The organism is Streptomyces radicis, from assembly GCF_003626575.1.
Classification (GTDB): domain Bacteria; phylum Actinomycetota; class Actinomycetes; order Streptomycetales; family Streptomycetaceae; genus Streptomyces; species Streptomyces radicis.
The window spans coordinates 19,537-44,016 of sequence record NZ_RBDY01000032.1 but is presented as its reverse complement, the minus strand read 5'-3'; the positions used below and the strand labels follow the sequence as shown (position 1 = coordinate 44,016).

Below are 24,480 nucleotides of genomic sequence, written 5' to 3'. Positions count from 1 at the left end.
GCTTCAGTGGTACGGGTCGTGTGGGGGAACGTTCAGAGGTGCAGCGCCGCGGTGACGACGAAGCCGCCGAGGGCGACGCACCACACGTAGGGCAGCGTCCTGACCATCACCTGCTGGGGGCTGACGCCCGAGTACTGGGCGCTCCACACCGTCTGCGTGCTGGTGGGGTCGGCGACGCCGAACACCTGGTTGTAGGAGGCGGTCAGGCCGAGCACCGCCACGGCCGGGTAGATCCCCGCCGCGATCAGCACCCCGGCGATGCCCGCGCCGAGGCCGTAGACGTTCAACGGCCCCCGGTACAGGCACAGCGGCACCAGCGCGGTGAAGACCAGCACGAACAGCACGGGGTTCTGCGGGCTGACGTTCTCCACCAGTGGCTCGAGGGCCTCGACGGAGTCGGGCAGCTGCACCGCCGCGAGCAGCACGCCGATCGCCACGAACAGCGCGATGGGCGCGGCCGCCACGTCGAAGCCCGAGTACAGGGTGCGCAGCAGGCGGGTGTTCATGTCGCGCGGGCGCGTCGTGGTGACCAGCGCGAAGAGCACGCCCGCGAGCAGCGACGGGATGATCGCCACCTCGAAGACCAGGGCGAGCACCAGCGGAACCGCAGGCGTGAACAGCGCGTACCACGGCGCGTCGCCGAGCCGTTCACGCCGCGAGGGGCGCCGGTCGGGGCGCGCGTCGAACGACCGCAGCGACCACGTGTGCTCCACGCCACGCCGCCGGGTCTCCACCAGCACAAACAGCACGGCGAAGAAGGCGGCGAACGGGAACAGCTTCATCATGAAGCTCCGCACCGTGTCCACCGGCAGGTCGAGCGCGGTCGAGAAGAACTGCCAGACCGGCAGCTCGAACGGCATGCCCGCGGCGATGCCCATGAGGATGGTCCCCGCGGCGGTCACCTTGGGCACGCCCACCGCGATCATCGCGGGGATGCCGATGATGCCCGCGAGCATCGCGGCGGGCGCGGACCCGGTGACGGTGCCGACGAGCGCGGAGATCCCGAGGACGCCGAGCGCGACCACGGTGGGCCGGTCCCCGCCGAACTCCACGATCTTGCGGACCAGGGTGCCCGCGATGCCCGTCTCGTCGAGCAGCTTGCCGAGCCACGAGCCGAGCAGGATGGCGATCATGGTGGCCGCCAGCCTGGCCGAGCCCTCCTGGAGGACGGTGTCGAAGACGCTGGCCTCCCCGGTCAGCGGCGCCCCCACCACCAGGGCGACGGCGACGCCGAGGAGGACCAGGGCGAACGCCGTGGGCAGCTTGCGGGTCAGCATCAGCACGACGCCGGCCAGCATGATCAGCAGAATGACGATTCCCATGGGTTCTCAGTCCTCTCGCAGGGCGGCGACCGCGCGCGCGAGCGCGGCGGTCACCAGCAGCGGGCCTCTGCCGAGGCCGAGCGCGGCCCCGGCGTAGGCGTGCGCCGCTATCTCGTCGGCGCCCGCGACATGGCCGAGCAGCCGCCAACGGCCCAGGCGCAGCACCGGATGGTCGAGGGCGACCCGCAGCCTTCGCTTCACGGCGGGGTCGTGCAGCCGGTGGTGGCCCGCCTCGTGGGCGAGCGCGGCGGCGCGCACCGAGCCCGTGGGGTACAGGTCACGCCAGCCGAGCAGCTCGATCAGCTCCTCGGCCGACGCCACGGTGTCCAGGAACACCTCGACGGTCGGCTCGGGCCGTGAGCGGTAGCGGGCCAGGAGCGGCACGTCCTCGTCGAGGCCGCCCGAGCGCTCCACGACCCGGGGCCGCTCGCCGTCCGCCGCGTCGGCGGCCAGCTCGGCGCCGAACCGCGTGGCCGCGACCGCCCAGCGGCGCAGATCCCGCTCGTCGCGCGCCTCGTGGGTCGGCGTCCCGGCCAGCAGGGTGACGGCGAACGCGGTGTCGTCGCGTTCGGCCAGCTCGGCGCACTCGGCGAGCAGCCGCTCGAGGCGGGCGGGGCCGAGGCGTTCGGCCAACGAGGCGCCCTTCGGCGCCTTCCGGTGGGCGGGGGCGCTCGGGCGGGGGGCGCGGGGCGAGGCGTTCATGACCGCACCTCGAGCACCGCGACGACCGGCTCGTCCCCGGTGCGGGAGCGCAGCTCGCTGCGGGCGAGCGCCAGCAGCGGCTCGGCGTCCAGCACGCCCGACAGGTCGGCGATCCTGGTGCCGAGCAACAGGCGCACCGCGGGGGCACGGACGCCCCCGTCGCCGTAGAAGGTGGCCTCGCGCACCAGCTCCGCAAGCACGCCCGGCGCCTCGGCGACCGTCGTGGTGGCCACCCGGGCGTCGGCCGCGTGCAGCCGCACCACCCCGTCGGCGTCGAGCACCCGCACCGGGTGCAACGCCCGCCGCAGCCGCCGCCGTCGCACCGCCCCGTAGACGGTGTGGGACGGGGTGCCCGCGAGCACCTCCACCCGCTCGGGCTCCACCTTGAGGCTGGCCGCGGCGGCGCGCAGGCGTTCGGCGTCGTCCGCGCGGTGGGCGCGGTCCTGGGTGCGCAGCTCGGTGGCGCCCGTGGCGATGGCCCGCACGGTGCTGGTCTGCGGGTCGACCGTCACCTCCACCTCGACCGCGTCGGGGCTCGCGCCCTGCGCGACCACGGCCTGCTCGGCCTCGTTGCGCACCCCGAGGATCTGCTCCTGGGTGGCGCCGGGCACGATCCGCTCGATCTGCTCGCGGACCAGCGCGAGGGCCACGCCCACCGGGCTGATCACCTCGTTGTGCTCGGCGATCTTCCCCGGCAGCCCCGCGAGCGCCGCCAGGTGCGGCGTGACGGACGCCGCGCCGCCCCCGCCGCCGACCAGCACGACGGCGTCCTCGTCCAGCCGGTAGTCGCGGATCATCCGGTCCACGACCTCCCTGACCTTGGCCGCGCCCGCGTCGAGCACGGCCCGCGCCGCGCCCGCCACGTCCGTGCCGAGCTCCCGCGCGAGCGGGGCGAGCGCCGCCGCCGCGGCGGCGGGGTCCGAGCGCGCGAAGTCGCCCTCGGGGACCCGGCCGAGCGCGTTGGCCGCGCAGGTCATCGTCACGGCGAAACGGCCGCCCGCCGCGTCGATCACGGCGTAGTCGTCCGGGTCGCCCTCCATGGGGCGGATCCGGGTGAGCGTGGCGTCCCGCAGGTCGTCCGGGTCGGCGAAGCAGGCGTAGGGCAGCCCGGCGATGTGGGCGCTGCGCGGCCCCGCCGCGACCACCGCGCCCCCGCCGACGCGCACCATCGAGCCCCCGCCGACGCCGACCGTCCGCACATCGAGGGCGGGCAGGTAGGAGCCGCGGCCGAGGATCTCGGCGTGCCGGACGGCGACCTTGCCGCGGTGGATGACGCTGATGTCGGTCGACGTGCCGCCGGTCTCGAGGAAGACGCCCTCGCTGACCCGTTCCCGCATCAGCGCGCCCGCCACCCCGGCCGCGGGGCCCGACAGGATGGTGAGCAACGGGCGGCGGCGCATCTCCTCGAGCGACATCACGCCGCCGTCGCAGCGCATCACCATGAGCGGCGCCCGCACGCCCGCCTTCACCACCGAGGTGTCCACCAGGTCGGCGGTGGCCAGCATCCTGGGCAGGATCGCGGCGTTGACGACGGCGGTGCGGGTGCGCTTGCCGAGCCCGTAGAGGGATGTGATCTCGTGCGCCGTGGTCACCGGCAGGCCCGCGGCGCGCGCCGCCGCGGCCACCGCCTCCTCGCCCTCGGGCGCGTCCACGCTGAACGGCTCGGTGGCGACGACGACTTCGGCGCCCGCCTCGTGGACCCGCGCCACCGCGTCCCGCACGGCGTCCGGGTCGCCGGGGTCGGCGAGGTGGGCGTAGCGCAGCGGCAGTCTGCGCCCCGGTGCGAGCTCGAGCTTGCCGAGCGCGGCGAGGCGGCGGGTGAGGAACCCGGAGGGCCCCTTCCCCATCCCGATCAGCCCCACGGGGGCGACATCGCCCTCGAGCAGGGCGTTGGTAGCCTGAGTCGTGCCGTGCGCGAGGAACGTCACGTCCTCGGGGGCGCGGCCGATCTCGGTGAGCAGCCGGTCGAGCGCCTCCACGATGCCATGCGCGACGCCGTCGCGATGGTGGTGGCTGGTCGGCACCTTCACCTGGCCGATCAGCTCGAGCGAGGTGGCGTCGACCGCCACCGCGTCCGTGAAGGTTCCGCCCACGTCGATGCCGACGCGCAGGCGGTGAGTGGTCCGTTGAGCGGTCATGTTCGAGGGACACCTCCTTGTGTGCCATGTCGGAAGTGGGCGGTGCCGGGCGGGACAGGTGGAGCTGTCCCGCCCGGATCCCACCGACCACGGGTGCGGGCCGCCGGGGCCCGGGCGTTCAGTAGCCGCGGACGTCGGGCCAGTGGCGCTCGACGCCCGCGCGGTCGAGGACCCGGGCGAAGTCGGCGAACCGCTGTTCCTCCTCTCGCACCTGGTGCGGCGTGACCTTGGCGTCGAGGCAGTGGGCGGCGAGCGCCCCGGCCACCTCGCCGACGTTCCACTCCACGGGGTGGAGCCGGTAGCAGCCGTTGGTGATGTGGGTGGTGCCGATGTTCTTGCCCGCGGGGAGCAGGTTGGTGACCCGGCGCGGCAGCAGCGCGCCGAGCGGGATCTCGAACGGCACGGAGCCGATGTCGATGTAGTCGTCGCCCCCGGTCGAGGGGTGCAGGTCGATGCGGTAGCCGCCGACGCCCACCGAGTCGCGGTGCCTGGTGCCGCCGTAGGGGCCGACCAGGTCGATCGCCACGTCGTGCTCGGTCACGGTGGTGACCGCCTTGATCCGCCTGGCCTCCCGCACATAGGCCGACTTGGCCAGGCCGTCGGGCGTGCCCGTCACATCGGGGCGGATCCGCAGGCCGGGGAAGCCGGTGCCGCCGTCGGCCCTCGGCGCCTCGGTCTGGAGCCAGTACAGCACCGAGCGGGACAGCTCGCGCGCCCCCGCGAGCGCCTCACGCGCCACCTCGTCGCCCGCGCCGACCAGCGGCTTCAACCAGTAGTCGTTCAGCGGCCAGTTGACCAGCGTGATGTCCGAGTCGAACGCGCCCGGCCTGTGCAGCCCACGCGCCAGGATGCGGCGGAAGCCCCACAGCTCCTTGTCGCCCGCGTCCGCGCTCTGGTCGGCGGCGACGACCAGCGGGTCGGCCTGCGGGTTGGGCCGGAACGAACGCTCCACCGGCTCGAGCGTGCGCGGGTCGGGGGCGGTGAACCCCAGCAGCGGCCCCGGCCAGAAGTCCGGGCGGTAGGAGCGCCAGAACGCGTGGTCGGCGGGGCGTTCCCCCACGTGGTTCTCGCCCTCGTGGTGGGAGACGGCGAAGCACACGGTGATGCCCTGCTGGTTGAGCGGCTGCGCCTCGTCGGGCGCGTGCGGCTCGTCGAACTCGGCGCGCGCCTCGGCGCCCACGGCGTGCTCGACGCCCGCGAGGTCGAGCAGCTCCCCGGTCTCCGTGGCGTCCAGCACATAGGGCGCCGTCACCGTGCGGCGGACGCCTTCGCGGGTGTCGAGCAGCGTCACCGCGCGCACCGCGTCGCCCTCGGCATCGGCGGCGACCGGCCGGTGCTCGGTCAGCACCGTCAGCCGCCCGGCCGCGCGGTGCGGGGCGAGCATGGCCTCGAGGACGGCGAGCGCGACGCGCGGCTCGTGGCACAGCTTGCTGACGCGCCCGGCGCCCGGGTTCAGCTCGGCGACCGCCAGGGCCTCGGAACGCAGCGGGTACCAGCGGCGGTAGTAGTCCCGTATGTGGCCGCGCATGGCCCGGTAGGTCGCGGTGGCGCCGAACTGCTCGATCCACGGGTGCTCGTCGGGCGGCACGGCCTGCGCCGTCAACTGCCCGCCGATCCAGTCCGTCTCCTCGGTCAGCACAGCGCGCCGTCCGGCCCGGCAGACGGCGAGCGCTGCGGCGACCCCGCCCAGGCCGCCGCCCACGATCAGGACGTCGGTCTCGGCGGGTGGGCTGGTCGGTTCCGGCATGGAAGCCTCTCCTCGGTCGGTGCTCGGGGCGCGGTCGGCGCCCGGTACGTGCGGTGCGGCGTTCACGGCGCGGCGCGGCGCGGGGGCGGCGCCACGGTCACGCCGGGGCGGAAGCCGCAGCTCACCAGGCCCGCCGAGGGCCGTTCCCCTTCGGCGAGGGGGTCGGCGAGCAGGTCGGTGAGCAGGCGGACGGCGGTGGCGCCCAACTCCGCCCTGGGGATGTCGAACCCGGTGGGCTCGGGCTGCCCCGACAGGTCGGCGGACGGGGAGCCGAGCAGCGCGAGCGACACCTCGTCGGGCACCCGAAGACCGGCCCCCGCCACGGCGGAGGTCAGCGCCCGCCACGCGTCCCCTGTGTCGGTCTCCTCGGCCACGAACGCGGTGACGCCCTCGGCGTATCGGGCCCGCACCCACGCGGCGTCGATCTCCGCGGCGGGCCGCGCCGTGCGCACGACCGTGCCATCGGGCGCGGGCAGCCCGGCGGCGGCGAGCCCTTCGACGAAGCCGCGCTGCCGGTCGGCCGACGCGGGGGCGTCGTCGTCCTCGCGGACCAGCAGCACCCCGCGGTGCCCGAGCCCCGCCAGGTGCCCGACGACCTCGGCGCTCGCCGTCGCGTAGTCGGCCCCGACCCAGGCCAGCCCTTCGGGCTCCTCCCTGCGGCCGATGGAGACCAGCGGGAAGCCGTCCGCCACCAACCGCCGCAGCGGCTCGGTGGGCACGTGCCGCCCCAGGAGCAGACAGCCGTCGGCCAGCCGCACCCGGTCCAGCGCCCCCGGCGCCCCGGCCCCCGCGCCGCCGCTGCTCGACCCGGTGAACAGCACCAGGTCGTAGCCGCGCGCGGCGGCCTCCTGCTCGACGCCGACCAGGAAGCGGTAGTAGGAGTGCTCGACGGCCGTGGGGAACGTGGCGGTGAAGCTGAACACCCCGAGCAGGTTGTTCCGCGCCGCCGCGAGCCGCCGCGCGGCGGGATCGGGGACGTAGCCGAGCGTCCGCGCCGCCTCCAACACCCGGGCGCGGGTGGCCTCCTGGATGACGATGCCCTGCTTGTTGCCGCCGAGGACCAGCGACACGGTCGTCTGCGAGACGCCCGCGAGCCGCGCCACCTCGGCCTGCCGAGGCCGCCCACGCCGCGCCGCGCGGGGCTCCCTTTCGGTCACTTCTCCACCTTCCGACTAATACGCATTAGCTGATGCGTGTGCCTGACCACGGCCGGACTAATGCGAATTAGCTGGCACTGTGCCTGCTCCATCTGGCCCACGTCAAGACCCGTGCGCGGAGGATCTTCCCGTCCGGATCCCGCCGCTTCGGGAACCCGGACGAGTGAACGTCGTCACCCCCGGCCGCGCTAGGGTTCCGGTGGCGGTACGTCAGGGAGGGGGCGCGCTGTGATCGAGCTGGCGAAGGTGATCGAGGAGCTGCGGAACGAGCTGGACGCGGCGATCACCGCGGGCGCGGGCCAGGCCGTGCGGTTCGAGGTGGGACCCATCGAGCTCGAGGTCGAGGTGGTCATCACCAGGGAGGCCGGGGCCGGGTCCAAGGTCCGCTTCTGGGTGGTGGACGCCGAGGGCCAGGGCAAGGTCTCCCGCGCCGCCACCCAGCGCGTCAAGCTCACGCTCGAGCCCAGGGTGGCCGCCTCGGGGCGGCGCCCCGAGGTCTCGGGCGCGGCCGTCCCCGGCGAGCGCTGACCGGGGAGTCATGGGCCCAGGACTCGACCCCGACCGGGCCGCGGAGATCCTCGTCGGCGGCCCGGGCCAGGACGTCGACGAGCGCGGATCGGGCTACCGGGTCACCGCGGGCATGGTGCTGACGGCCGCCCATGTGGTGGGCGACGCGGGCACGGTGCGCGTCCGGTTCCGCGCGGACCGCCCCGGGGCCTGGACGGCCGAGGGCGTCGTGCTGTGGCGCGACCCGGGGATCGACGTCGCCGTGGTGGCGCTCCCCGAGAGCGGCCGTCCCGAGGGCCCCGTCGCGCCGGTGCGCTACGGGCGCGTCGGGGAGCGGGACGGCGACCTGGCGTGCAGCGCCCTGGGGTTCCCGCGCCACCGGCTGCGCGCCGACGCCGACGCCGGGACCTGGTACCGCGACTCCTCGCATGTGCGGGGAGTCGCCAGCCCCTGGTCGAACCTGCGCGAGAGCACCCTCTCGCTGCGCGTGCCGCCGCCCGAGCACGACCCCGACCCGCGCGTCTCGCCGTGGCAGGGCATGTCGGGCGCCGCCGTGTGGAGCGAGGGCCGCCTCATCGGGATCGTCCGCCGACACCACAGGTCCGACGGCCTCGGCGAGCTCGCGGCGGGCCGCGTGGACACGTGGTACGAGCGACTCGACGCCGCACGCCTGGCCGAGTTGGCGCTCTTCCTCGGCCTGCCACCGGCCGGGCAGCTCACCGAGGTCGGCCCCGCGCCGGGGCCCGAGGCGCTGCGCGAGGAGAGCCTCCGCGCGCTGCTCACCGCCGAACGGGCCGCCGCCGCGGCCCCCTCCTACCGCCTCGCGGGCCACCCCGCGCCACGCGCGGACCCCGTCCATGTCCCGCAGCGCCTCATGAGGGAGGGCGGGCAGGGGAACGGCACCGGGCTCGCGGCCGAGCGCGTCCCGGCGGCCCTGGCGGTCGCCACCCACCGGCATCTGCTCATCGAGGGCGTCTCGGGCGCGGGGAAGTCCACCTTCGTCCGGCACCTGGTCACCACGCTCGCCACGGCCCGGCTGACGGGCCGTTCACCGGGGGAGCCGGTCGCGGTGGCCGTGCCCGCCGCGCATCTGACGGGCGACGCCCCGCTGCCGTCGTTGCTGCGCCGCTCGGTCCGCGCGCGGCTGAGCGTCCGGCTGACGCGCGAGCTGCCCGACGACCTCTTCGAGCGCGCGCCCGGCGGTGACCCGTGGCTGCTGCTGATCGACGGGCTCGACGAGATCGCCGACCCGGTGGACAGGGAGCGGGTCGTCGCCTCGATCGCCGCCGACGCCCGGGGACCCGAAAGCCCCTACCGGTGGATCGTCACGACCAGGCCGCTGCGCGCCGAGGCGCGGGAGCCGTTGGCGGAGGCGGGCTTCGGGCGGTTCACGCTGGCGCCGTTCGACGACGACGAGGTGCGCGCGCTCGCCCGCGGCTGGCTGGCCGACCCCGGGGGCCACCCGCCGTCGGACGTGGACGAGCGGGTGCCCGAACGGGTGGACGAGCGGGTGGACGCCTTTCTGCGGCAGGTCGCCGAGAACGGCCTGCGCCAGCTCGTCAGGACGCCCCTGCTGGCGACGCTCACCCTGGACATCCACCGGCGTGCGGAGCGGGCGGAGGGTGCGGAGGGGGCGGGTGCCCCGGCGCTGCCCTCGGGACGGGCGGGCCTGTACCGGGAGTTCATCGCCCATCTGCTCGCGGGCCGCGAGGGGGAGGCCGAGCGCCGGGCGGCGTTCCGCTCCGCGGCCGTCGCCGTCGGGCTCGGCGCGGCGGCGGCCGAGTGGCTCCTGGACCACCGGGTGGCGCTGTTCCAGCACCTCGCGGCCGTGGCACCCGTGGACGACCCCGCGCTCCTCGCGGCCGCCGTCGACTGGACCCGCCGCGGCGTCCCCGGGTCTTCCGACTTCCTGGTCGGCTGGCCCGAGTTGGTGGCCGGGCTGCTGACCGGGAGCGGGCTGTTCACCCTCGACGAGGAGTCAGGCGCGCCGACGTGGCGGCACCGCAGCTTTCCCGAGTACCTGGCGGCCCGGCTCGCGGCCGATGAGCTGCCGCACGACTGGCCGGGCGCCGCCCCGGGCGCCGACGCGCTGCTGCGGCGGGCGCTCGCCGGTGCGGGCCAGGAGCAGGCCGTGCTGACCGTCGCCTGCTGGGCCGAGCGGCCCGGCACCTCGGCGGAGCGGCTGCTCGCGTTCCTGGCCGACGCGAGCGACGACTTCGACCCGCACGCGCTGTCCCGCGGCGGAGGCATCGTGATGGGCGACGACAGCACGCGCCTCGACGCGCACGCGGCGCTCGCCGGACGGCTGCTCGCCGAGGGCGTCGCCGCGTCCGCGCCCCTGGCCGAACGCGTCGTGAGCCGTCTACTCGAACGCGCCCGTTCGCGCTTCACCGGGGACCACTTCTGCCGGATCATCGCCGCCCAGCCGCGGCGCGACCGGGCCAGGAGCGCCCTTGGGGACATGGCACACGACGAACGGCTCCCCGCCGCCGCCCGCGCCGACGCGGTGGTCACGCTCGGCCGGGTCTTCGGCCCGCGCCCCCTGCGCGCGGCCGTCGGGCCCCTGCTGGAGCTGGCCGAGCCCGCCCAGTACAACGAGAGCGGCCCGCGCGGCAATCTCAGCGTGGGCGTCTCCGATGTGCGCGCGCTCGTCGCCCACAAGCTGTCCCGGCTCGGCGGCGCGGCGCGCCCCGAGGTGAACGCGCTCCTCGACCGGCTGGTCCTGCCGGACGGCGACGCCTGGGCGCGCTGCCTCGCCGCCGAGGCGGCGGTCGCGGTGGGCGAGCCGGACCGGGCGCTCTCCTTCCTGACGCCGCACCGGCCCGAGCGCGGGTGGCTGTATGCCAGGGAGGTGGCGGTGCTGCTGCGGGCCGGGGCTCGCACGCGGGCCGATGGCGTGGTGGAGGAGATGTTCGCGGCCCACGCGTCCGAAGGCCCTTGGCTCACCAGGGACTTCGAGGGACAGATCGTGGGCGTCGTCGAGAGCTACCGGGCGGCGGGCCATGTCGCCACGGCGCGGGCGATCGCCGACAGCGCCGTCGCGGCGACCGGCGGGAGGGCGCGGGCCGCGTCCCTCGCGGCGCTCTCCCTGGCCGGGCACCCGGCGCCCGCGACCGAGGCGTTGACCGGTTTCGCCGAGGGAACCGTCGAGGGATCCGCCGAGGCGGGGCACGGCATCGCCGAGCTCGACGACTGGCTCGCGCTGGCCCGCTCGTTGTGGGAGCAGGGCCTGACCGACGAGGTCCGCGCGGCCCTCGACACGCTGATGCGCGGCCGGGTGACGGCGTCTCCCGCGACGGCGCTGACCCTGGCCCGGCTCCTGCGGGACGCCGCCGACGGGCGGCATCGGGAGCTGCTGCGCTGGCTGGCCCGGCACGCGGACCCGCAGATCCGCCGTGAGGCCGCCATGGACCTCGTGGAGTCCGACGACCGGCAGACGGGCGTCGACGCGCTGGTCGAGCTCTCGAGGGGAGAGCTCCAGGACACCGCCGAATCGCTCGACGTCGTCCGGGGGTTGCTCGCGGTGGACGCGCGGCAGGCGGGCGTTGAGCTGCTGCTGCGCCTCGTGGAACGCCCGCCCACCGACGTCTGGAACGCACGCACCGAGGCGTTCGACCTGCTGTGCCGGGTCCGACCCGCCGAGGGGCGGCGAGCGCTGCTCGAGCTGGCGCGCGCCCGAGGGCTGGTCGGCGGGGAGCGCCTCGGCGTGGCGCGGATCCTGCTCAGGCTGGGGGAGCGGGCCGCTGCGGCCGCCCTCGCGGGCGACGTGGTCGGGGGTGCTGCCGGGGGTGAGGACGTCGAGGTCGGCGAGGTGATGGCGGCGCTGGACGTCCTCGTGGCGGCGGGCGACGCCGAACGGGCCGCCACCGCATCCGCGGCGGCGCTGCGCGGCGCCGCGTCCGCCGCCACCGGACGGGGAATGACCCTGCGGATCAAGCGCCAGTTGCTCGCGGCCGCGGAGCTGCTCGTCGGCGGGGGAGCCGACCACGCCGCCGAGCGGCTGCTTGACGAGGCCGCCGCGCACGCGGACGGCGACGACGTCGACCGCCGGATCGCCGACGCCCTGCGCCACCTGCGCGAACGGTCCGGTCGGTACGGCGGCGCCTGAGCGAGCGCCGCCGCCCCGGCGGAGCCTGCGCACGGCCCGGATCCGGCGTTCAGAGCGTTCAGAGCGTTCAGAACAGGGCGTCGGGTGCCGCCGCGTCCTCCCGCTCGTCGAGCGTCAGCTGCGTGACCGGCGTGGGGAGCTCGACGGCCTCGAGCGAGCCGGGGCAGGAGACCAGGGCGCCGTCGGCGTCGCGGCGCGTGCCGGGCTCGTCGTGCCGCCACAGGCGCCCACGGCCCGGGGCGTCGGGGATCGGCGCGGCCGCCACGGTCCGCTCGCAGCGCGGGCACTGGGCACGGGGCATCACCATGGGACCAGTGTGCCCGCGCCCTGCGCGATCACCGCGCCGCGGGTCGGATGTGACGGAAATGCATTGCTAATTCCGGCATTTCGCCTTCCTCGACGGGGCGCCGCTCGCATGGTAGGAAGCAAGGCATTGCTCTTTTCGCATGATTCCCCCACCTGAGGTTTTTCGCTGTGGCAAGTGAGTCCTGGACCGACAGCGTTGACGAGGCCGTCAACGATTTCTTCGAACCTGTCGCCGAGTTCCTGACCGATGTCGTCTTCTTCGACGTCCGCCTCTTCGATGCCGATTTCCCTTTGATCGTGGGCTGGTTGGCGCTCGCCGGTCTCGTCTTCACCCTCTACTTCGGTTTCGCGCAATTCCGTCACCTTCGGACGGCGCTGCGATTCGTGAGCGGGAAGTATGAACAGAAGGACGCGCCGGGCGAGATCAGCCATTTCCAGGCGCTCACATCGGCCGTCTCGGGAACGGTGGGCCTCGGCAACATAGCGGGCGTGGCGATCGCGGTCTCCATAGGCGGCCCCGGCGCCACGTTCTGGATGATCCTGTGCGGCCTCCTCGGCATGGCGACGAAGTTCGTCGAGTGCACGCTGGGCGTCAAGTACCGCGAGATCGACGCGGAGGGCCGGGTCTCCGGCGGGCCGATGTACTACCTGCGCAAGGGCCTCGCCGAGCGCGGGCTCGCCGGGCTCGGCACCGTGCTGTCGTTGGCGTCCGCCGTGATGATCCTCTTCTTCGGCTTCGTCGGCGGCAATCTCTTCCAGGTCAATCAGAGCCTGGAGCAGCTCGGCACCGTCACCGAGGACCACACCGACTTCTTCACCGGCTCCGGCGGTTCCCTGCTGTTCGGCGTGGTCGTCGCCGCGCTCGCCAGCCTGGTGATCATCGGCGGCATCAGGTCGATAGGCCGGGTCACCAGCCGCTTGGTCCCGGCCATGGCGATCATCTATGTGACCGCGTGCCTGATCGTCATCGGGTTCAACGTGGCGGAGGTGCCCGACGCCGTCGGCGCCATCGTGAGCGGCGCGTTCAGCCCCGAGGGCGTCACCGGCGGCGTGATCGGCGCGCTCATCCAGGGCTTCCGCCGCGCCGCGTTCTCCAACGAGGCGGGCATCGGCTCCGCGCCCATCGCCCACTCCGCGGTGAAGACCAAGCGCCCGGCGAGCGAGGGGCTGGTCGCGCTGCTCGAGCCGTTCGTCGACACCGTCATCATCTGCACCATGACCGCGCTGACGATCGTCATCGCGGGCGGCCCGCTCTACGACGCCGCCCGTGACACGGCCGCGGGCGGCGGCGATCCGGCCACCGCGGAGGGCGTCGCGGAGGTCGGGGGCGACCCCGGCATCGCCATCACCTCGGACGCCTTCGACACCGCGCTGCCGTGGTTCCCCTGGGTGCTGACCGTGGCGGTCTTCCTCTTCGCGTTCTCCACGATCATCACGTGGGGCTACTACGGACTCAAGGCGTGGACCCACCTGTTCGGCGCCTCGCGCACCAGCGAGTACCTCTACAAGGGCGTCTTCTGCCTGCTCACCGTCGCGGGCGCGCTGCTGTCGCTGGGAACGCTGGTGGACCTGGCGGACTGCTTCCTCTTCCTCGGCGCGGTCTTCAACATCATCGGGCTGTATCTGCTGGCGCCGCTGGTGAAGCGCGAACTCAAGCGCGTCCTCGCGTATGTGCGGCGGCGCGACGAGGGCTGGACGGAGGAGCAGATCGACGCGGCCGAGGCGGCCGAGGCGGCCGAGGCGGCCGAGGCGGCCGAGGCCGCGCCCACCGCGGGGGCGCGCCCGTCGGGCGACGGCGCCTGAACGGTCCGCGGGAACGACGGGAATGACGGGAATGACGGGACAGGGGGAGACACCGTGGAAGAGGCGGGCGCTCTCCTCTCGGCCGCGATCGGTCTCGCCATGCTCTCGGCGCTGACCCACTTCATCAGGAACGCGGCGGCCGAGGGGACCCTGGAGAGAAACGGGGCGATCGGGCTGCGCACCAGGGTCACGCGGTCATCGGACGCCGCCTGGCGCGCGGGTCACAGGGCGGCGGGGCCCTGGCTGTTGGCCTGCGCCGTGACCGGATACGCCATGGCGGCGGGAACGGCCGCCGGTGCGGTGGCCGCCATGTCCGGCGGCTCCGTCCATCCCGCCTTCTGGACCTGCCCGGCAACGGGGTTCGTGGCCGTGGTCGCCCTGCTGATCGCGGCCACGGCCGTCGCCGACAGGCACGGCGGGGGCGCGGCCGAGCGCTGAGCGCCCTCGACCGGCCGGTCGGGGGCGTCGCGCCGCGGCCCTCGGGTCGGCGAACGGGCCCACCCGGGCGAGGCGGTACGCACACACAGGTGATCCGGATTCTCACGCATGGGACGGCCCGCGTCGGCCGTGTTCAATCGGCACCATGAGCAACGACGCCACGCCCACCGACGCGAGTTCGCTGACCGGCCAGGACCTCGCGTTCCTGCGGCGGCCGCTGCACGGCTTCCTGTCCGTGGCCGCGGGGCCGGTCCCGCCGCAGCCCCGGCCCGTGTGGTTCGAGGCCACCGACGAGGGCACGATCCAGCTGTTCACGGCCCCTGACTCGCTCAAGGTGCGGCGCCTGCGCCGCGACCCCCGCGCCTCGATCGTCGTCGCCGCCCCGGTGGGGGAACGCGAGCGCTGGGTGTCGGTCGCAGGGCGCACCACGGTGGAGCCCGAGGGGGCGCACGACTTGGCCGCGCGCCTGGGCGCGCGCTACTGGGACCTCGACGACCCGGCCCGCGCCGCCGACCTCGCCGAGATCCTGGCCGCGGACCAGGTGCGTCTCGTCATCCACCCGGAGACCGTGCGCCGCTACAGCTACTGACCGCCGCTACTGACCGCCGCCGCGAGCGCGCAGGACCCGGGCGAGCCAGTCGGTGCGGGTCCCGCGGGCCGTGGCCGAGATCCGGGCCCCGGGGTACAGCGCGTCGAACCCGTGGAAGCCGCCCGCCCAGACGTGCAACTCGGCCTGGCCGCCCGCCGCCCAGATGCGGGTGGCGTAGTCGGCGTCCTCGTCGCGGAAGACCTCGGCCGAGCCGGTGTCGACGTAGGTGGTCGGCAGGCCCGACAGGTCGTCGGCCAGCGCGGGGGAGACATACGCGGGCACCGCGTCGTCGGCGAGGTCGCCGAGGACGGCGCGCCAGCCGAACGCGTTCATCTCGCGCGTCCAGACCCCGGGTTCGCCGGAGAACTGGTGGCTCGACGCGGTGGCGTTGCGGTGGTCGAGCATGGGGCAGATCAGCACCTGCGCGGCGATCGCCGGGGTGCCGAGGTCGCGCGCCATCAGGGTGACCCCGGCGGCGAGCCCGCCGCCCGCGCTGATGCCCGCGACGACGATCCGGGCGGGGTCGACGTTCAGCTCGGCGGCGTGCTCGGCGATCCAGAGCAGCCCCTGGTAGCAGTCGTCGACCAGGGTGGTGCCGGTGGCCTCGGGCGCGAGCCGGTGGTCCACGGAGACCACGACCGCGCCGAGCGCGTCGAGCCACTCCAGCGGGATGTCGATCTGCGAGAAGCGGTCGCCCATGACCATCCCGCCGCCGTGCATCCAGTAGACGCAGGGCGCGGCGGTCGTCGGGTCGGCGTTCGCCGGGCTGAGGACCGAGAGCGGGATCGGGGTGCCGTCCTTCGCGGGAACGGTCACCTCGCGCCGCTCGACCCGGCGGTGTCCGACGACGGACTCGAAGGGCGGCGGCGGGAGTTGGCGGATCTGCGCGAGAACGTCCGGGCTGAGCCCCGACATCAGGGGCAGGTCGGCGAGCAGCTCGCGCAGCTCGGGGTCGAGAGCGGGGCGTGCCGTGGTCATGGTGGTTGGTTCCTGCTTCCGTGTCGGCGTGGGAGGTGGGGCGTGGGGGGTGGTGGGACGGCGTCGGTTGTCGCGACCGCCGGGTCAGAAGGCGGCCTTGCCGCGGACCGGCACGTGGTCGGTGTATGTGGACTCCGTGGCCAGCAGCCCGTCGATCCGCGCCACGATGGCCTGCGCGGCCTCGCCCGCGAAGATCCGGTGGTGCGCCTCCTCGCTGGTCCAGCCCTCGGTCACATGGACGACATCGGGGTCGGACGACGAACGGGAGACGAGGTAGACGACGCAGTGCTCGCTCGCGCCAGGGCTGCCCTCGTCGAGGCCGGTCAGCAGCAGGTCGACCAGCTGGTCGCCCATCCCGGGCTCGGCGGTCAGGGTGGCCTGGAAGCCATAGGTGACGTTCATGGGTGCCTTCTTCCTGGATCTCTTCCGCGGTGGTGGAGTGCGGTGATCCCATTCAACCGAGCTGACCTGCGGAAACGTTAGAACGATGCTCCGCCGTACTTGCTCGATCCTCTCGTTCACGGGAGCTTCGACGCCGAAGGGTGGTGCAATGGGACGCATGCGCATCGAAGAGCTCCGCACCCTGCTGGCCCGCCACGCCGGGCCCGACTGGACCACCCCGATCGACGGCGTTCTCATCTCCCGGGTCGACCGGTCGGATCCCCCCGCGCCCTCGATGACGGGGACGGTGCTCGCGGTCATCGCCCAGGGCACCAAGCGCCTCGCGCTCGGCGACAAGGTGTTCGAGTACCACGCCGGGCAGTACCTGGTCGCCTCCGTCGACCTGCCCGTCACCGGCAACTTCACGGACGCCACCAGGGAGCGGCCCGCGCTGGGGTTCGGGCTCGTGCTCGAGCCCTCGGCCGTCGCCGAGCTGCTGCTCATGGCCGGGCCGGGCGACACGCCCCGCGGCGGCGGAGCGGCGTCGACGGGCATCGCGGTGAGCGACGCCCAGGCCCCGCTGCTCGACGCCGTCGTCCGGCTGCTGCGGCTGCTCGACGAGCCCCGCGACCGGGCGGTGCTCGCCCCGTTGATCAAGCGCGAGATCCTGTGGCGCCTGATCACCGGCGAACAGGGCGGCATCGTGCGGCAGCTCGGCCTCGCCGACAGCAGCCTCAGCCACATCGCGCGGGCCGTGCGCTGGATCCGCGAGCACTACGCGCAGCCCTTCAGGGTCGAGGACGTCGCGCGCGTCGCGGGCATGAGCGTCTCGGCGTTCTACCGCAACTTCCAGGCGGTGACGGCGATGAGCCCCATCCAGTTCCAGAAACAGATCAGGCTCCAGGAGGCCAGGCTCCTGCTGGCCACCCACCCGGGCGACGTCACCGGGGTCGGCCAGCGCGTCGGCTACGACAACGCCTCGCAGTTCAGCAGGGAGTACCGCCGCCAGTTCGGCGCGCCCCCCAGCAGGGACGCGGCCCGCCTGCGCGACACGGTGCGCTCCCCGGCCGGCGCCCTCACCTGAGGCCCTTCGGCCGCGGGGCCTGACCGGCGAGGTTGTCGAGCACCGCGGAGAGGCGGAACGGCAGCAGCTCGCGCATCGCCAGCGCGGTGCGGGTCCGCACGATGCCGGGGCAGGCCAGGATGCGGCCCGCGACGCGGTAGAGGTCGTCCGCGTCGGCGGCGATGACGCGGATGAGCAGGTCCATGTCCCCGCTGATCCCCGTCACCTCGATCACCTCGTCGATCTCCCCGAGCGCCTCGCCCACCTCCGTGAGCCGCCGTTGCTCGACCTCCGCGGTGACGAACGCGGTCAGCGGATATCCCAGGGCCGCCGGGTCGATGCGGTACTCGAAGGAGCGCAGGACGCCGTCGCGCTCCAGCCTGGCCAGCCGCGCCTGGACCGTGTTGCGGGACAGCCCGAGGCGCTGCGCGAGCGCGAGCACCGTGGCCCGCGGCTCCTTGGCCAGGGCCCGCAGGATGCGGGCATCCGTCGCGTCGGCGCGCACGCCGTTGCCGACACCACCGACACCGCCGCCACTCGTCACCTTGCTCACCTTGCTCACCTTGCTCACCTTGCTCAACCGAGAACCCTTCCCCCCTCCGGCCGTTGAGCATAATGCTCGATGCCCACGGAGTCGATTGCGCATATCGCCGCACACATGCCAGCGTGATGAGCAGAAGGCATGGCGCGGGGCGGCCCGCTCCGGGGGAGGTACGCGGAGATGACGTCGGCGGTGGAGCGGGAATTCCCGACGGACGGCGGGGCACCGGCGGACGTGATGGCGGTGCTCGAGTCGGTGGAGCGCAGGGTCCTGTGGCTCGCCACCGCGATCGTCGACCACGCCAACCGGGTCAGGCCCAACCCCTCAGGGCTCAAGGTCGGCGGCCACCAGGCGTCGAGCGCGTCGATGACCACGCTGATGACCGCGTTGTGGTTCCACCACCTCACGGCCGACGACCGGGTCTCCGTCAAGCCCCACGCGTCCCCCGTCCTGCACGCCGTCAACCACCTGCTCGGCCGACTGCGGCCCGAACAGCTCACCACGCTGCGGGCGTTCGGCGGGTTGCAGAGCTACCCCAGCCGCACCAAGGACCCCGGCACCGTCGACTACTCCACCGGCTCGGTCGGCATCGGCGCCACGGCGCCCCTGTGGGGGGCGCTCGCCCACCGCTTCGCGCGCGACCGCTACGGCGAGCCGAGCCCTCCGGGGCGGCAGTACGCGCTGCTCGGCGACGCCGAGCTCGACGAGGGCGCCGTCTGGGAGGCCGTCCAGGACCCGATGGTCGCGGGCCTCGGCGAGGTCGTGTGGGTCGTCGACCTCAACCGGCAGTCCCTCGACCGCGTCGTCCCCGGCGCCGCCCCCGCCCGCCTCCAGGGCATGTTCGCGGCCGCCGGGTGGCAGGTGCTGACGCTGAAGTACGGGCGGCTGCTCGAGGAGTTGTTCACCCGCCCCGGCGGCGAGCGACTGCGCGCGCGCCTCGACACCATGAGCAACGCGGAGTACCAGCGCCTGCTGCGCAGACAGGGCCCCGACCTGCGCCACAGGCTGCCGGGGAACGGGAGCGACGCGCAGGTCGTCGCCCGCCTGCTCGAAGGGCTCGACGACGCCACCCTCGCGCGGGCCCTGCGCAACCTCGGCGGCCACGACATGGCGTCCCTGCTCCACGCGTTCGAGGCCGTGGACGACAGCCGCCCGACGGTCGTGTTCGCGTACACCGTCAAGGGACAGGGCCTGCCGACCGAGGGGCACCCCCAGAACCACTCGTCCCTGCTGACCGCCGAGCAGATGCGGCACCTCGCCGCGCGCCTCGGCACCGACCTGGACGACCCCTGGGCCCCCTTCCCCGAGGGCTCGGCCGAGGCGGCGCTCTGCGCGGCGGCCGCCGACCGGCTGCGCCGCCCGCCCTTCCCCCTCACCGCCCCGCCCACCGTGCCGCCCGACAGCGGCAGGGCCGCGCCGTCCGGCGTCGGCACCACCCAGCAGGCGCTGGGCCGAACGCTGCTCGACCTCTCCCGCGGCGCCCCTGACGTCGCCCGCCTGATCGTCACCGCGAGCCCCGACGTCAGCTCGTCCACCAACCTCGGAGGGTGGCTCAACAAGGTCGGCGTCTGGTCGCACACGGCGGGGCACGACTGGTTCGCGGACGACGCCGAGACGATCCTGCGCTGGCAGGAGAACCCCACGGGCCAGCACATGGAGCTCGGCATCGCCGAGACCAACCTGGTCGGGCTCATCGGCGAGTTGGGCGCCACCTGGAGCCGCTGGGGCCGCCCGCTGCTCCCGATCGGCGTCGTCTACGACCCGTTCGTCAACCGCGCCCTCGAGCCCTGGTCCTACGGCATCTACGCCGGTGGCCGGTCGATCCTCGTCGGCACCCCCTCCGGCGTGACGCTCGCCCCCGAGGGCGGGGCCCACCAGTCGATCACCACCCCCTCGCTCGGCATCGAACAGCCGGGGTGCGTCACCTACGAGCCCGCGTTCGCCCTCGACGCCGAGTGGTGCCTGCGCGCCGCACTCGCGGGCCTCGGCAAGCCCGACGGGAGTTCGGCCTATCTACGGCTGTCGACCCGCCCCGTCGACCAGTCACTCGCCGCCGTCCCCACCGACCCGGCCGCGCGCGAACGGCGCCGCCACCAGGTCACCGCGGGCGGCTACGTGCTGCGCCGCCGGGAGCGGCCCGCGCTCGCCGTCGTCGCCATGGGCGCCCTCGTCACGGAGGCGCTCACCGCCGCCGACCGCCTCACCGCGCTCGGCCACGCCACCGACGTCGTCTGCGTGACGAGCCCCGACCTCCTCTTCCGCGCGGTCCAGGCCCGACGCGGCCTCGACCGGGCCGACGGGTCTATCCTCGAGCAGCTCTTCCCCGCCCACCGCGCGGTCCCCATGGTGACCCTCCTGGACGGCCACCCGCACACGCTGGCGTTCCTCGCCACCGTCAACGGCGTCCCGTTGACCGCACTCGGCGTCACCCGCTTCGGCCAGTCCGGCTCCCTCGACGACGTCTACCGCCACCACGGCATCGACGCCGACAGCGTCGTCGCCGCGGCGCTCGACCTCGTCGAGGCCAAGGCCTGAGGAGGCGGCGTCCGACGCCGATCGATAGGCTGTCGCGGTGATCCGAGACCTCTACAACGTCAGGTTGCGGCCCGCGGATGGCGCCCCCTCACCGCTGACCGATGAGGAGGAACGGCGGTACCGGGCCGTGCTGTTCAGCGAGCTCGGCAACGAGATCGCCGACCGTGGCTGGGCGCGCTACCCCGCGTACACGCCCGAGGAGCGCCACCGGCTCGTCGACATCGCGCACCGCCTCACCGCCCACTGGGGGCAGCGCGTGCTCGTCGAGGTCGAGGACCCGTGCCGCGTCAGGCTCCACCTGGCGGACCACGGAACGCCGCTCCCCTAAGGCCTGTGGTGAAAGTCCCGCCTGCTCCGCGACGCCTGGCGGAACGCGTCTTCGCGCGGTCGTGGCGCATGTTTCAGTGGGTCTCCGTTGCGAGATCCACGGCGGTGAAGGACTCCAGGCGCATGATCAGCTGGTGGCCGCGCAGCCAGCGCAGGCGTCGGTCGTCGTAGGCGATCCCCGCCGCGTCGGCCACGACGGGCAGCGGGAAGCCGGGGCGGTACAACGTGCCCCATACACCGGCGAGGTGGAACTCGCGGACGCGCAGGGCCACATACCGCCTGCTCAGGTGTGGGCACAGGCGGACGGACGTCGCGGCGCACGGCAGGCACAGCGGCGGGTGCGAGGTGAGCAGGTCCTCCGGCCAGGACGCGGGGTCGTGTGGATCCTCCCCGAGGAGCCAGAGCACGCCGTCGTCGTTGAGGTCGGCGGGTCCCGCGCAGACCTGGCACAGTAGCCGCCACATCGCGCGGCGCTGCCGCAGGCCGTGGACCTTGCCGAACTCCGGGCGGCCCTTCCCCGGGCGGTGGGTGGTCCTGGTCCACAGCACGCCGTCCTCGTCACGGTCATGGACGATCTCGTCCGCGTAGCCGATGCCTCCGCGCCGGGCGACCACCGTGGTTTGCGGGTCCCGTTCCTCGCTCCACTGCGCGATGTAGGGCACCACATCAGGGCGGGGGAGCACACCCAGTGGCGGGCCAGATTCGCTCGTTGCCAGGGTGGTCGCGCCGGGGCGGGGGAGCCCCGACGCGGTGTCGGCCGGGCGGCCTGATCAGTAACGAGAGCCACGCGACGGCGCGGCCGGTAGAGTTCGGCATGTCAGCAGTCCCAAGTTCTGTTGGCCATGCCCCGGGAGTGTTGGCGCGCTCGCCGGGGCTCTATCGATAGGCCGTGATCGGCCCCAGGTTCCCGCCCGCGCATTCCGGACACGGGACCTTGCACGTGCTTTCGCACGTCGCACAGCCGAAGAAGCCGTAGCAGTGCGGACACCGGATCTTCCGGCTCACGCCGATTCGGCGGCGGGAATCTCAACGGCGGTGGCCATGTCCACGGCCGACGCCAGGCGTTCCCCTATCGCACAGCGCGCCCCGCCCCGGCAGTCGCCGCACTCCCGGTCATGCAAGTCCCGCGCCGCGACCAGCGTTTCCACAACGCTGGGGCGAGGGTGCTGGGAAACTTCGCGGCGAATCATCCCGCCCCCTCCGCGAAGCGACAATCTCCGTCAGCCTCGTTCATCTGGTCTCCGTAAGTTGGATACTCCGGCTTTCAGGCCGGGGAGGAAACGAGGCTCCTGCGGAGCAGGGCAGGGGAAGGCGGATCGCCGCCAGGGCGGTTCGGCGTCTACGGCCACCGATCGACACCCTTGGCTGACATGGGGGTTGATAGGGTGTGAGGCGTGAGGCGACCGGTCAAGCGGGCGTTCAGGTACCGCTTCTACCCCACGAGCGAGCAGGCGGCGGAGCTGTCGCGGACGTTCGGCTGCGTCCGTCTCGTGTACAACAAGGCGCTGGAGGAACGCACGCGCGCCTGGTACGGCGAGCAGCGCCGGGTCTCCTACGCGCAGTCGTCCGCCGCGCTCACGGAATGGAAGAAGACCGAGGAGCTCGCCTTCCTGCGCGAGGTGTCCTGCGTCCCGCTCCAGCAGGCCCTGAGGCATCTCCAGACGGCCTTCACCAGCTTCTTCGCCAAGCGGGCCGGGTACCCGCGCCACAAGTCGCGGAAGAGGTCGAGGGCGTCGGCCGAGTACACCCGGAGCGCCTTCACCTGGCGCGATGGGCGGCTGACGCTCGCGAAGATGAGCGGGCCGCTGGACATCCGCTGGTCGCGTCCCCTGCCCCAGGGGGCGGAGCCGACCACCGCGACCGTCTCCCGCGACGCGGCGGGCCGCTGGTTCGTGTCCCTGCTGTGCGAGGACACCGTCACCGAGGCCCCCGCCACGGGCGCGGCGGTCGGCATCGACGCGGGCATCACGTCCCTGGTGACCCTGTCCACCGGCGAGAAGATCGCCAACCCCCGGCACGAGCGGCGTGACCGTACGCGCCTGGCCCGCGCACAGCGCCAGCTGTCCCGCAAGCGGAAGGGCTCGAACAACCGGGACAAGGCCCGCCGTAAGGTCGCCCGGGTCCACGCCCGGATCGCCGACCGGCGCAGAGACTTCCTCCACAAACTCACCACTCGGCTCGTCCGTGAGAACCAAACGGTCGTGATCGAGGACCTCGCCGTCCGCAACCTGCTGAAGAACGGGCGTCTCGCGCGCGCCATCTCGGACGCTTCCTGGACGGAACTGCGCTCCATGCTGGAGTACAAGTGCGCCTGGTACGGGCGTGAACTCGTGGTGATCGACCGATGGTTCCCCAGCTCGAGGCTGTGCGGGGCCTGCGGCGCGGTCCGCGGGAAACTGCCGCTGAACGTCCGGACGTGGACGTGCGAGTGCGGCGCGGTGCACGACCGTGACGTGAACGCGGCACGCACCATCCTGGCCGCCGGGCTGGCGGCAGCAGCCTGTGGAGACGGTGTAAGACCTCAACGGGAGTCCTCCCGGACACGGCAGTCGTCGATGAAGCAGGAACCCCAGCGGGCGACCGCTGGAACCCCCCGCCTCTAGGCGGGAGAGGAAGTCAACTCTCCGCACATGAAGAATCGCACAGCCCGGGAGCTGTACGAGCGCGCACGACTGGTCACTCCGGCCTCGCTCACGGCATGACACGAGCGGAGACGGGACCGGGGCGAGCGCGTTCCGGCGCTCGCTGACGGAGCCCCGGGGTGCTGGTCCTTCACAATGGACCCTCGGCCGAACCCTCGGGCGCGCGGGCCGCGTTCATCAGGGCGCGGACCTCGGCCGGTCCCGTGATGCGGCGCGTGTACTCGCCCCTGCTCAGCGTTCCGCCCATCAGGGCACGGGAGTTGCGGTGGGTCGCGGGGCTGTCCACCGTCGTCCCCGCGCTGAAGTGGATCTCCCGCGCGCCGGTCAGGCGCAGGACGCGTGACACGTTGCGCGCCGTCACGCCGCCGCCCGGCATCACGATGACGCGGTCGCCCGCCGCCCTGACCAGCCGGGCGAGCAGCGGCGCCCCTTCGAGCGCCGAGATCTCCTGGCCCGACGTCAGAACGCGTTCCACGCCGAGCTCGACCAGCCTCTCCAGCGCCTCGAACGGCTCCCTCGCCATGTCGAACGCCCGGTGGAAGGTGACAGGGCGGCCATCGGCGGCGGCCAGCAGGCGTCGGCACACCGCCATGTCGACGGCGCCCTCGGCCGTCAGGGCGCCGAGGACGATCCCGTGCGCGCCGAGGCGGACCGCCGTTCCGATGTCGCGCACCATGGCGTCCACCTCGTAACGGTCATAGATGAAGTCCCCGCCGCGCGGGCGGATCAGCACGTTCACCGCGATCCCTCGCGCCGCCTCGACGACCGTCTCCAGCAGGCCCGCGCTCGGCGTGACGCCGCCGTCGAACAGCGCGCTGCACAGCTCGACGCGGTGCGCCCCGGCGTCCCTCGCCGTCACGGCGCCGCGCGCGGAGTCGACGCACACCTCGAAGCGCGGGCTCATCGGCGCCCCGCCGGGGGGAGCGGAATCGGCCACCCGGCCGGGCCCTGGCCGGGGCCGCCACCGGGCGGCGGACCCGTGGCTGTCGTGGAGGCGCGGCTCATCGTTCGATGGCTCATCGTTCGATCCCAACTCCCTGCTCGGCGGGGCCCGCTGTGCGGCCGACGCCCAGGGTAAGGCCGGGGCGGGCCGCGCCGGGCCCGGGCCGCGCCCACCGGATCCGGGGGAGAGTTCGCGCCGGAACGGGCCGGGGACTGCGCGGGATTGTCCTCGCGGTGCGCGGAATCGTGCCGAT

At 74.0% G+C, this 24,480-nt stretch carries 20 protein-coding genes; 9 read left to right on the top strand and 11 right to left on the bottom strand.

The window, feature by feature from the left end; all coding sequences use genetic code 11:
* Positions 1–32: 32 nt before the first annotated feature.
* The 5 genes from D7318_RS27260 to D7318_RS27235 all read right to left on the bottom strand — a co-directional run bounded on the left by D7318_RS27260 (position 33) and on the right by D7318_RS27235 (position 7,066).
* Positions 33–1,322, bottom strand: a complete 1,290-nt coding sequence (locus D7318_RS27260; RefSeq protein WP_120699884.1) for a TRAP transporter large permease subunit — start codon at positions 1,320–1,322, stop codon at positions 33–35.
* 6 nt (positions 1,323–1,328) lie between these two features.
* Positions 1,329–2,024 (bottom strand): hypothetical protein, encoded by a 696-nt coding sequence (locus tag D7318_RS27255; RefSeq protein ID WP_230424133.1) that lies wholly within the window; start codon positions 2,022–2,024, stop codon positions 1,329–1,331.
* On the bottom strand, positions 2,021–4,162 hold the full coding sequence (locus D7318_RS27245; protein ID WP_120699883.1) for a hydantoinase/oxoprolinase family protein: 2,142 nt from the start codon (positions 4,160–4,162) through the stop codon (positions 2,021–2,023). The genes D7318_RS27255 and D7318_RS27245 overlap by 4 nt, the downstream gene beginning before the upstream one ends.
* A 118-nt stretch (positions 4,163–4,280) precedes the next feature.
* Positions 4,281–5,909 carry an FAD-dependent oxidoreductase gene (locus tag D7318_RS27240; RefSeq protein WP_120699882.1) on the bottom strand — a complete coding sequence of 543 codons (1,629 nt, stop codon included), beginning with the start codon at positions 5,907–5,909 and terminating at the stop codon, positions 4,281–4,283.
* A 62-nt stretch (positions 5,910–5,971) separates the two neighbouring features.
* Positions 5,972–7,066, bottom strand: coding sequence for a LacI family DNA-binding transcriptional regulator (locus D7318_RS27235; RefSeq protein WP_230424131.1), 1,095 nt, complete (start codon positions 7,064–7,066; stop codon positions 5,972–5,974).
* Positions 7,067–7,294: 228 nt separating this feature from the next.
* On the opposite strand from D7318_RS27235, the gene D7318_RS27230 reads away from it, so the two are divergent.
* Positions 7,295–7,594 (top strand): trypco2 family protein, encoded by a 300-nt coding sequence (locus D7318_RS27230; protein WP_120699880.1) that lies wholly within the window; start codon positions 7,295–7,297, stop codon positions 7,592–7,594.
* Between the two features lie 10 nt (positions 7,595–7,604).
* Complete coding sequence (locus D7318_RS27225; RefSeq protein ID WP_120699879.1) at positions 7,605–11,681, top strand: serine protease; 4,077 nt, start codon at positions 7,605–7,607, stop codon at positions 11,679–11,681.
* A 67-nt stretch (positions 11,682–11,748) separates the two neighbouring features.
* Here D7318_RS27225 and D7318_RS27220 read toward each other — a convergent pair whose 3' ends face one another.
* Positions 11,749–11,988, bottom strand: a complete 240-nt coding sequence (locus D7318_RS27220) for a hypothetical protein (protein WP_120699878.1) — start codon at positions 11,986–11,988, stop codon at positions 11,749–11,751.
* 167 nt (positions 11,989–12,155) lie between these two features.
* On the opposite strand from D7318_RS27220, the gene D7318_RS27215 reads away from it, so the two are divergent.
* The 3 genes from D7318_RS27215 to D7318_RS27205 all read left to right on the top strand — a co-directional run bounded on the left by D7318_RS27215 (position 12,156) and on the right by D7318_RS27205 (position 14,817).
* Positions 12,156–13,790 carry an alanine/glycine:cation symporter family protein gene (locus D7318_RS27215; RefSeq protein WP_120699877.1) on the top strand — a complete coding sequence of 545 codons (1,635 nt, stop codon included), beginning with the start codon at positions 12,156–12,158 and terminating at the stop codon, positions 13,788–13,790.
* Positions 13,791–13,844: 54 nt separating this feature from the next.
* Entirely contained in the window at positions 13,845–14,228 is a 384-nt protein-coding gene (locus D7318_RS27210) for an SdpI family protein (protein WP_120699876.1), read from the top strand.
* Positions 14,229–14,373: 145 nt separating this feature from the next.
* Positions 14,374–14,817: a pyridoxamine 5'-phosphate oxidase family protein gene (locus tag D7318_RS27205; RefSeq protein ID WP_120699875.1), complete on the top strand. Its 444-nt coding sequence runs from the start codon at positions 14,374–14,376 to the stop codon at positions 14,815–14,817.
* A gap of 6 nt (positions 14,818–14,823) precedes the next feature.
* On the opposite strand, the gene D7318_RS27200 is transcribed toward D7318_RS27205, so the two are convergent.
* Both D7318_RS27200 and D7318_RS27195 read right to left on the bottom strand, forming a co-directional pair.
* Positions 14,824–15,795 (bottom strand): alpha/beta hydrolase, encoded by a 972-nt coding sequence (locus D7318_RS27200; protein ID WP_120699874.1) that lies wholly within the window; start codon positions 15,793–15,795, stop codon positions 14,824–14,826.
* A gap of 84 nt (positions 15,796–15,879) precedes the next feature.
* The gene (locus D7318_RS27195) at positions 15,880–16,197 is read right to left on the bottom strand and encodes a putative quinol monooxygenase (RefSeq protein ID WP_120699873.1); all 318 of its coding nucleotides are present in this window, start codon (positions 16,195–16,197) and stop codon (positions 15,880–15,882) included.
* A 157-nt stretch (positions 16,198–16,354) separates the two neighbouring features.
* Here D7318_RS27195 and D7318_RS27190 point away from each other — a divergent pair, with 157 nt between their 5' ends.
* Positions 16,355–17,260, top strand: coding sequence for an AraC family transcriptional regulator (locus D7318_RS27190; RefSeq protein ID WP_120699872.1), 906 nt, complete (start codon positions 16,355–16,357; stop codon positions 17,258–17,260).
* Here the strand turns inward: D7318_RS27190 and D7318_RS27185 are convergent.
* Positions 17,253–17,792: an Lrp/AsnC family transcriptional regulator gene (locus D7318_RS27185; RefSeq protein WP_230424136.1), complete on the bottom strand. Its 540-nt coding sequence runs from the start codon at positions 17,790–17,792 to the stop codon at positions 17,253–17,255. The genes D7318_RS27190 and D7318_RS27185 overlap by 8 nt on opposite strands.
* Positions 17,793–18,017: 225 nt before the next feature.
* On the opposite strand from D7318_RS27185, the gene D7318_RS27180 reads away from it, so the two are divergent.
* Both D7318_RS27180 and D7318_RS27175 read left to right on the top strand, forming a co-directional pair.
* Positions 18,018–20,315, top strand: a complete 2,298-nt coding sequence (locus tag D7318_RS27180; protein WP_408055540.1) for a transketolase-like TK C-terminal-containing protein — start codon at positions 18,018–18,020, stop codon at positions 20,313–20,315.
* A gap of 37 nt (positions 20,316–20,352) precedes the next feature.
* A complete protein-coding gene (locus tag D7318_RS27175) occupies positions 20,353–20,643 on the top strand; it encodes a hypothetical protein (protein ID WP_120699870.1) in 291 nt (96 codons plus the stop codon).
* 73 nt (positions 20,644–20,716) lie between these two features.
* On the opposite strand, the gene D7318_RS27170 is transcribed toward D7318_RS27175, so the two are convergent.
* A complete protein-coding gene (locus D7318_RS27170) occupies positions 20,717–21,304 on the bottom strand; it encodes a hypothetical protein (RefSeq protein ID WP_230424130.1) in 588 nt (195 codons plus the stop codon).
* Between the two features lie 732 nt (positions 21,305–22,036).
* Here D7318_RS27170 and D7318_RS27160 point away from each other — a divergent pair.
* The gene (locus tag D7318_RS27160) at positions 22,037–23,245 is read left to right on the top strand and encodes an RNA-guided endonuclease InsQ/TnpB family protein (protein WP_120699867.1); all 1,209 of its coding nucleotides are present in this window, start codon (positions 22,037–22,039) and stop codon (positions 23,243–23,245) included.
* Between the two features lie 169 nt (positions 23,246–23,414).
* Here D7318_RS27160 and D7318_RS27155 read toward each other — a convergent pair whose 3' ends face one another.
* Positions 23,415–24,188: a copper homeostasis protein CutC gene (locus D7318_RS27155; protein ID WP_120699866.1), complete on the bottom strand. Its 774-nt coding sequence runs from the start codon at positions 24,186–24,188 to the stop codon at positions 23,415–23,417.
* Positions 24,189–24,480 lie beyond the last annotated feature (292 nt).